Origin of the sequence: Candidatus Proelusimicrobium excrementi (genome assembly GCF_937881865.1) — a bacterium.
Lineage (GTDB): Bacteria > Elusimicrobiota > Elusimicrobia > Elusimicrobiales > Elusimicrobiaceae > Proelusimicrobium > Proelusimicrobium excrementi.
Genome location: NZ_CALGEO010000157.1, coordinates 1 through 8,278, shown reverse-complemented (window position 1 = coordinate 8,278; position 8,278 = coordinate 1). Strand labels below are relative to the sequence as shown.

Genomic DNA, 8,278 nt, shown 5'->3' with positions numbered 1-8,278 from the left:
CAGGATTCACATGTAATCTCTCTATGATTCTACTTGTTAGGCCACCAATTTGCAAGGAATAGTGCTGGGAAAATATAAAAATGCAACGGAGTATGCGCAAAGAAGAGGACTTTCCGGGGCTGTCGGCAAACGGTTCGGAATAGGGTACTGTCCGGATTCTTACGGTGTCCTTGCGAATCATTTGCGTTCCTTGGGATATACTTCCGCTGAAATGAAAGAAGGCTTTCTTTGCGGCGAGGGTAAAAACGGTAAGCTTTTTGATTATTACAGAGGACGGCTCATTTTCCCGATAATCGACCCTGCAGGCAACGTTGTTGCCTTTGGAGGAAGAGCGCTCGGAGATGAAAAACCGAAATATTTAAATACAAACGATACACCCGCATTTAAGAAAGGCAGAAACCTTTTTGCCTTGAACTATGCGAAAAACTCAAAAGAGGATTATTTTATCCTTTGCGAAGGATATACAGACGTTATAGCGTTGCATGCCGCAGGATTCACATCCGCCGTTGCAGGCCTCGGTACGGCTTTTACGCAGGAACAGGCGGCGATGCTGAAAAAATACAAAAGCAAGGTCGTTATATGCTACGACGGTGATGAAGCCGGACGAAAGGCGACAAACAGAGCCATCCCCATTCTGACAGCGGCATCTCTTGAAGTGCGCGCGCTTTCGCTGCCGGTAGGCGTTGACCCCGATGAATTCATACAAAAGTACGGCAAGGAGCATTCGGCAGATAAAAATCAGGGAGCGACCCTTCAATTTACCTGCCTAAAACGACTGTTTTTGGACTGCAAGAATGCCGTCAGTATCCCGACAGCTCTTCCTATTCTTCATAGGATTCCAAAAACAGAAAAATTGTTTATAAGCCCAAAAGGCTTACATTAAAAAGCGGAGTGCCCGCCGTTTAACTTAGTTTATTATATCAAAAAGCGGACTTGCCGCCATAAAAAGGCGAAAAGCATAATTTGATAAAATATATGTGATGGAAACAATCGCAAAAAATCCTTTTAAAGCGCGCAAACTAGGCCAGCTGCTGATAAAATTTTCCGCACCGGCCGTGGCGGGAATGTTCGTAAACGCGCTTTATAATATAGCTTCCAGAATTTTTATAGGCAATGAAGTCGGCTCCCTGGGTATCGCGGGCATAAGCATTTTGTTCCCCATGGGCCTGATATTCATAGCTTTCAGTATGCTTATAGGCGTAGGCAGCAACGCTTTGTTTTCCATACGCCTTGGGGAAAAACGCTACGAAGACGCCCAAATGATTTTGGGCAACGCATTCGTTTATCTTGTTTTGATAGCCGCCTTGGAAATTTCCGTTTCCTATATATTCCTTGATAAAATTTTGGCTTTTATGGGCGCCACGCCGGAAATTATGCCCTATGCCCAAGCTTATGCAAGGCCGATACTTTTCGGTTACTTCTTTTTTATAATCGGGCTCGGTTTAAACAATTTTATCCGCTCAAGCGGAAACCCCAAAACCGCAATGGCGACACAGATTATCGGCGCATGCATAAACATAATTTTTGCGCCTTTGTTTATTTTTAAGTTTGGCTGGGGTATGGCCGGCGCGGCCTGGGCGGTAGTTATAGGCCAGCTTGTATCCTTTATTTGGATAATGGCCTTTTTTACGGGCAGGCGCGCCAATTACCGCATACGCTTAAAATACCTCAACGCCCGTTTTGATATTTTTAAGGACAGCGTAACCGTAGGCTTGGCGCAGTTTATCTTCCAAATAGCCAGCGGTACGCTTAATATAATACTGAACCACGCGCTTATAAAATACGGCGGCAATATAGCGGTGTCGGCCATGGGCGTGGTAATAGCCGTAAACACAATAGTAATTATGCCTTTAATCGGCATCAGCCAGGGTGCGCAGCCCCTTATAGGCTACAATTACGGCGCAAAGAAATACGCTACCTCGATACAAACGCTCAAAATGGCGATACGCTGGGGCATGGGATTAAGTTTGATAGGCTTTATAATAATACAGGTGTTCGCGCGGCAGATAGTAAGCCTGTTTGACGCAAACGATTTACAGCTTATAGAGCTTTCCTCAAGGGCTTTAAGGATTTTCCACTTAATGCTGCCGCTTACTTCCATACCGATATTCGCCACAAGCTTCTTCCAAGCTATAAACAAGCCGGTAAAAGCCGGAGTGCTGAGCCTTTCAAGGCAGGTTCTTTTGCTGATGCCTTTGGTGGTGATACTGCCTTTATTCATGGGGCTTGACGGCGTTTTTTACGCTCCGCCGACGGCGGATTTGATTTCCGTAATTTTGGCGGTTTATTTGCTTAACAAATACTTTGCAAAACATAAACAAAGCTTTTTCTTTACCAGGCGCAAGCCTTAAGCTCAAAGGCTGTTTCCGCCCCCGCGTTTTGTTGATTTTCCCCCCGAAACGGCGTATAAAAATATGCTAATATGTTAGTAGTATGATTATATCAACAGGCCATATAAAAATTTCCAACGAGGGACCGCTGGTTTATATAGGCGGGCCATGCGTAATCGAGGGCGAAAAAGCCTATCTCGAAGCGGCAAAAAAAATTAAAGCCGCGGCGGACAAAGCCGGCGTAAAATTTATTTTAAAGGCTTCTTTTGACAAAGCCAACAGGACTTCCGTTTCCTCATACAGAGGCCCCGGCATAGAAGAAGGCCTGCGGATTTTGGCAAAAGCCAAGGCTTTGCTTAAAGCGCCCGTCCTTACCGATATTCACGAACCTTGGCAGGCCGAAAAGGCCGCAAAAGGCGCCGATATTCTGCAGATACCGGCATTTCTCTGCCGTCAGACGGATCTTCTCCTTGCCGCCGGAAAAACCGGACTGCCTGTCAACATCAAAAAAGGACAGTTCATGGCTCCTGACGGATTTGCTTTTGGCGGCCGGCAAAACGGGCAAAATCGTCAACGTCAAAAAAGGCCAGTTCCTGCCGCCGGCGAGCATAGGCAATATAATCAAAAAAATAGAAAGCACCGGCAATAAAAAAATAATGCTGACGGAACGCGGGGCAAGCTTCGGCTACGGGGATTTGATAGTGGATATGCGCTCTTTGGAGATTATGAAACGCACGGGATATCCCGTCATTTTCGATTTGACGCATTCCCTGCAGAAACCGGGCGCTTTGGCCTGCGGGACAGGCGGGGATAAAAGCTTTGCTTTCGCATTGGCCAGAAGCGCGGCGGCGGTCGGCATAGCCGGGATATTTTTTGAGGCGCACCCAAATCCGCCCGAGGCTTTGTCGGACAGCGCCAATTCCCTTGACATGAAAGAAACTTTCACTATGATAAGCCAAACGCAAATCATAGACCGCGCGGCGAAGAAATGTCTGAAGAAATAAAATTTAAAACCGTACTTATAAAAACTTTAAAAATTTTGGGCGTTTTATACTGCCTTTTGGCTGTAGTTTTTACGATTTTGATTTACGGCCTAAACAAACTTGAAAGGCCTTATCACAAAAGGCAAATACCCACGGAGCTTACACCATGGCTGAAATGAAACAATACACGGACGAAGAAATTATTTCCATAGCTAAAGAAGTTTTTAAAACCGAAGAACACGCCTTAAAAACAACCGGCGCGGCCGTAGACGGGCAATTTGTGCAAGCGGTAAGAACAATAGCCGCCTGCAAAGGCAGGCTGGTGCTTATCGGCATAGGCAAAAGCGGACATATCGGGCGCAAAATAGCCGCCACCTTGGCTTCCACCGGTACGCCTTCTTTCTTTGTCCACCCTACCGAGGCTCTGCACGGCGATTTGGGCATGATTACCAATCAGGATTTGGTTTTGGCTTTGTCTTTTTCCGGCCAAACGGAAGAAATAAGCAAAATCCTTATGCCGCTGAAAAAAGAGAAAGTCAAAATAATTTCCATGACGGGCAACCCCAAATCCAATTTGGCTTTAATGTCCGATTTGCATATAGGCGTTGTTGTGGAAAGGGAAGCCTGCCCGTACAATCTTGCGCCGACGGCTTCAACAACGGCAATGCTCGCCTGCGGGGACGCTTTGGCTATAGCTTTGATGAAAATCAAACATTTTGAAAAGAAAGATTTTGCGCTTTTTCACCCGGGCGGATCGCTTGGCAAACTGCTTACTTACACCGTAAAAGACATTATGTTTACGGGTAAAAATCCGACGGTGCCGCTTAACGCCACGGTGCAGGATACACTGCTGGTAATGACCAAAAATAAATCCGGCGCGGCCAGCGTCGTAGACGGCGAAGGCCGCCTTAAAGGTTATTTTACCGACGGGGATTTAAGACGCGCGCTTCAAAAACAGCAGGATATTTTAAAGCTGAAAATAACGGAAGTCATGACGCATTCGCCTTTCGCTTTTCAGCCTGAAACACCGGCGGTTGAAGCGGCTAAAATCATCAATGACAAAAAAATCGATAATGCGCCGGTAACGGACGGCGAAGGCAAAGTAATAGGCTTTTTGGATAAGGACAATCTTATAGAATTTATAGCTCTTACGGATAAAAAATAAAATGATTAAGTTAAGCGGTTTAAAACTCTTTTTTACCATTTCGCTGGCGGCGGCGTGTTTGGCGGCCTGCGGGGAAAAAAACTCCTCCCAGCCCCCCTCCGGCCCGCTTCAGCGCGGGGAGGACGTAATAATATCCGAATCCGAAATGGGAGAAAGCAAATGGCTGCTTACCACAAAATCGGCCGATTATTACGACGAGGAGCAGAAAGTCGTCCTTACCGCCCCCAAGCTTGTTAATAAAACCGGAGGGAAGGAAGATTCCTCAATCAAAGCCGACAAAGGTTCTTATGAATTTAATAAAGGCCTTATAACTTTAAGCGGAGGAGTTACGGGCGTTTCTTTGAGCGAAGGCGCAACGATAAAAACTTCAAAAATGTACTACGACACAAAAACGCGCAAAGTGTGGACTGACGAACCCGTAACCTTAAAAAGGGGCGGCGTAACAGTAAAAGGGCAGGCTCTGGAAGCCAACGCGGACTTTTCCGAAATACAGCTTTATCGTCAAAAAACCCAACTGCCCAAAGAACTTCGCGATTTTGACAAAGGCCCGGTGGAACTATGAAAAAATTTATTTTAATATCCGCCGTATTGGCTTTACTTTCCGGCGCGGCGTTTGCACAAAAACAGCAAACCGAAGAACTTTCCGCCATTTTGGGCGGCATGGTTAAAAGCGACCGCTGGATAATCCGCAAGGATAAAGCGGAGGAGGAATTTATCGGCAACGTTCATTATGAAAACGAAAATTATAAGATTTCCGCGGACAGAGCGCTTTCCCAAAGAAGCTTAAACGTCTATACTTTAAGCGGAAACGTTTTTGCCCAAAGGTCGCAGGACGGGCAGACGATTTCATTGCAGGCGGCAAAAGTGTTTTTCAACCGCAAAAAAGATTCCGGCTACGCTCAAGGCTCAAAGAAGAAGCAAATTAAAGCCTCTTTCGCCAATCCGAACAATACTTTTAACTTATACGCCGACAGAGTAGATTTTTCAAATAAATTTAAATTATTTAAAGCCGAGGGCGACTGCGAACTCAGCGACTTAAACAATACACTCTATGCCGGCGAAATGACTTACGACGTGCCCTCCGGCGTTTTTACCGCCGAGAAAAGAAGACCGACGCTGTTCGGCTTCAACGACGACGGCGACTACGCCCTTCAGGCTGACGTCATTGCCGCAGACAATAAAAACGGCGTCTATAAAGCTTCCGGCGGGGTGCGCGGCTGGATAACGCCCGCCGAGGATATATCAAAATACACTCAAGGACAAAAAGATGGAACTCAGATCTTCTAATATAGAAAAAGTTTATAAAGAAAGACGCGTCGTAAAAGGCGTGGATATTTACGTTCGCTCAGGGGAAATCGTCGGCCTGCTGGGCCCTAACGGGGCGGGTAAAACCACAAGTTTTTATATGCTTGTCGGCTTTATAAAACCGACTTCCGGCAAAGTTTTTATAGACGGGGAAGACGTTACCCCGCTGCCCATGTACGAACGCGCGCGCCACGGCTTGGGCTACCTTGCGCAGGAACCGACAATCTTCCGCGGGCTCACGGTGGAAAACAATCTTTTGGCTATTTTGGAACGCATTGAACCAGATAAAAACAAACAAAAACAAAAAGTGGCGGAGCTCTTGGAAGAATTCGGCCTTACCCGTCTGGCCAAACAAAAAGCTTGGACGCTTTCCGGCGGAGAAAAACGCAGAATGGAAATAGCGCGCTGCATGATAAGCAACCCAAAAATTATTTTATTGGATGAGCCTTTCGTCGGTATAGACCCTATTACCGTTTCCGAACTTAGGCAGATGATTTTTAAACTTAAAGATAAAGGCATCGGCGTTTTAATTACCGATCACAACGTGCGCGAAACCCTGCCGCTGACGGAAAGGGCTTATCTTATTTACGACGGCAAAATCCTTGTGGAAGGCGATCAAAACACCCTGCTCAACGACGCCAACGCGCGCAAATTTTACTTGGGCGAAGACTTTAAAATGTAAGGAGTTTTTTATGGCATTTAATTACGAAGAAAGATTTTTATATATGGAAAACGTAAGCATAAGGGAAGTCGCCAAAAAAGTGCAGACTCCGTTTTTCTGCTACAGCAAAAGAGCTTTGAAAGAGAACTTCGCCAAATTCAAAAACGCCTTTCCCAAAGCTACGATATGCTACGCCGTAAAAGCCAACAACAATATAGCAGTAATCAAAACTTTGGCCGCCTGCGGAGCCGGCGCGGACGTGGTAAGCGGCGGGGAACTTTATCTTGCCTTAAAATGCGGCATTCCCGGCGGCAAAATAGTTTATTCCGGCGTCGGCAAAACGGAAAAAGACATCAGCCTTGCCATACAAAACGAAATCAAACAAATAAACATTGAATCCGCGGAAGAGCTTGAGGCCGTCAACCAAACCGCAATAAGGCTTTGCACGCGCGCAAATATAGCTTTAAGGATTAATCCCGGCGTAGACGCGCACAGCCACGATAAAATAACCACGGCGCGCGTTACGGATAAATTCGGCATTTTATGGCCGGACGCTTTGGAACTTTACAAAAAAGCCGCAGAGATGAGCGGCGTTAGAATAAAAGGCATAGCGGTTCATATAGGTTCGCAGATATTGGATTTAAAACCTTTTGAGGAAACCTTCAAAAAACTCGTTAAAATGGTTAAAGAACTGGAAAAGAACGACATAACCATTGAAAATATCGATATCGGCGGCGGCTTGGGCGTAGTTTATAATTATAAAGAAGATAAACCCGTCCGTACGGAAGCTTTCGCAAAATTGGTTGACAAGTACCTTTCCCCGCTCAAAAAACATATTATTTTGGAACCGGGCCGCAAAATAGTGGCCAATGCCGGGATATTGGTATCAAGCGTACTTTATAATAAAAAAAGCGGCAGGAAGGATTTTTTAATCATCGACGCCGCCATGAATGATTTTATGCGCCCGGCTTTATATTCCGCCTGGCATGAAATCCTGCCCGTCAGGGATTGGAACAACCGCGTAATGAAGAAATACGATATCGTCGGCCCGGTTTGCGAAAGCGGAGACACCTTCGCAAAAAACAGGGAACTGCCCCAGCTTGAACACGGCGAACTTGTGGCGATAATGGGTGCGGGAGCCTACGGCAGCAGTATGGGCGGCACTTATAACTTCAGGCCGCTTACGCCGGAAGTTATGGTGGAAGGATCTAAGTTTAAAATAGTCCGCAAACGCCAAAGCATTGAAGAAATGGCCGAAGCCCAGCTTGACCTGATGAAGTAGATTATAAATTATAAATACACTTATGAAAAAAATATTCATATTTTTTATTTCGATGATATATTTAAATGGCTGCTCTTGTTTTGTCGGCTCAAGACAAAATGTTAGCATAATGACAAACGTTCCCAATTCAAAAATATTTGCAAATGGCGAAATGGTTGGACATGGAACAGCAATGTTTTCAGCAAAAAGAAATCAAAATGTTCAAATAATGGCTCAAGCTGAAGGTTATTATCCAGCTTATTCTATGATAGATTCGAACTTAAGTACCACAGGAATATTGGATCTGGTAGGTATATTTGTTTGGTTAGTTCCATTCATAGGGCTTTTAACGCCAGGCTCAAAAGCTTTAGACCGACAAAATGTTGCTGTGGAACTTGTTCCAGTACAACAAGTTCCTGACCTGTTTAAAGAACACGATTTTACTTTGTGTACTTACAGTGCCTCTTTCCACAATTTTAGCGCTGCTTATTGCAGTAGCACTGAATTCGATTAAGCCTCTGCAGAGGGTTCTGCAGATGCGGCAAATATCCTTAAACCTTCCCTTGCAAAGGG

General features: G+C 45.5%; 9 protein-coding genes and 1 pseudogene. All 10 read left to right on the top strand.

The genetic code is table 11. From position 1 onward, the window contains the following. Positions 1-61 precede the first annotated feature (61 nt). Entirely contained in the window at positions 62-883 is an 822-nt protein-coding gene (locus ACQY26_RS07035) for a DNA primase (RefSeq protein WP_428048435.1), read from the top strand. A gap of 97 nt (positions 884-980) precedes the next feature. Continuing rightward, entirely contained in the window at positions 981-2,351 is a 1,371-nt protein-coding gene (locus ACQY26_RS07030) for an MATE family efflux transporter (protein ID WP_428048433.1), read from the top strand. A gap of 82 nt (positions 2,352-2,433) precedes the next feature. Then, positions 2,434-3,334: pseudogene (locus ACQY26_RS07025) on the top strand (3-deoxy-8-phosphooctulonate synthase). Beyond that, complete coding sequence (locus ACQY26_RS07020; protein WP_428048431.1) at positions 3,319-3,492, top strand: hypothetical protein; 174 nt, start codon at positions 3,319-3,321, stop codon at positions 3,490-3,492. The pseudogene ACQY26_RS07025 and the gene ACQY26_RS07020 overlap by 16 nt, the downstream one beginning before the upstream one ends. Then, positions 3,480-4,478: a KpsF/GutQ family sugar-phosphate isomerase gene (locus tag ACQY26_RS07015; RefSeq protein ID WP_428048429.1), complete on the top strand. Its 999-nt coding sequence runs from the start codon at positions 3,480-3,482 to the stop codon at positions 4,476-4,478. Before ACQY26_RS07020 ends, ACQY26_RS07015 begins: the two co-directional genes overlap by 13 nt. Before the next feature lies 1 nt (position 4,479). After that, positions 4,480-5,040: an LPS export ABC transporter periplasmic protein LptC gene (gene lptC, locus ACQY26_RS07010; protein WP_428048427.1), complete on the top strand. Its 561-nt coding sequence runs from the start codon at positions 4,480-4,482 to the stop codon at positions 5,038-5,040. Further along, on the top strand, positions 5,037-5,765 hold the full coding sequence (locus ACQY26_RS07005) for an LptA/OstA family protein (protein ID WP_428048426.1): 729 nt from the start codon (positions 5,037-5,039) through the stop codon (positions 5,763-5,765). The genes lptC and ACQY26_RS07005 overlap by 4 nt, the downstream gene beginning before the upstream one ends. Beyond that, positions 5,746-6,465, top strand: a complete 720-nt coding sequence (gene lptB / locus ACQY26_RS07000) for an LPS export ABC transporter ATP-binding protein (RefSeq protein ID WP_428048425.1) — start codon at positions 5,746-5,748, stop codon at positions 6,463-6,465. Before ACQY26_RS07005 ends, lptB begins: the two co-directional genes overlap by 20 nt. Before the next feature lie 10 nt (positions 6,466-6,475). After that, positions 6,476-7,726 (top strand): diaminopimelate decarboxylase, encoded by a 1,251-nt coding sequence (lysA, locus tag ACQY26_RS06995; RefSeq protein ID WP_428048424.1) that lies wholly within the window; start codon positions 6,476-6,478, stop codon positions 7,724-7,726. Positions 7,727-7,748: 22 nt separating this feature from the next. Further along, entirely contained in the window at positions 7,749-8,219 is a 471-nt protein-coding gene (locus ACQY26_RS06990) for a hypothetical protein (protein ID WP_428048423.1), read from the top strand. Positions 8,220-8,278: the final 59 nt, after the last annotated feature.

Bases quoted from the DNA above. Each gene is read 5' to 3' on its own strand.
- ACQY26_RS07005 (WP_428048426.1), top strand. From the start codon at position 5,037: ATGAAAAAATTTATTTTAATATCCGCCGTATTGGCTTTACTTTCCGGC.
- lptB (WP_428048425.1), top strand. From the start codon at position 5,746: ATGGAACTCAGATCTTCTAATATAGAAAAAGTTTATAAAGAAAGACGC.
- ACQY26_RS06990 (WP_428048423.1), top strand. From the start codon at position 7,749: ATGAAAAAAATATTCATATTTTTTATTTCGATGATATATTTAAATGGC.
- ACQY26_RS07030 (WP_428048433.1), top strand. From the start codon at position 981: ATGGAAACAATCGCAAAAAATCCTTTTAAAGCGCGCAAACTAGGCCAG.
- ACQY26_RS07020 (WP_428048431.1), top strand. From the start codon at position 3,319: ATGTCTGAAGAAATAAAATTTAAAACCGTACTTATAAAAACTTTAAAA.
- lptC (WP_428048427.1), top strand. From the start codon at position 4,480: ATGATTAAGTTAAGCGGTTTAAAACTCTTTTTTACCATTTCGCTGGCG.
- lysA (WP_428048424.1), top strand. From the start codon at position 6,476: ATGGCATTTAATTACGAAGAAAGATTTTTATATATGGAAAACGTAAGC.
- ACQY26_RS07015 (WP_428048429.1), top strand. From the start codon at position 3,480: ATGGCTGAAATGAAACAATACACGGACGAAGAAATTATTTCCATAGCT.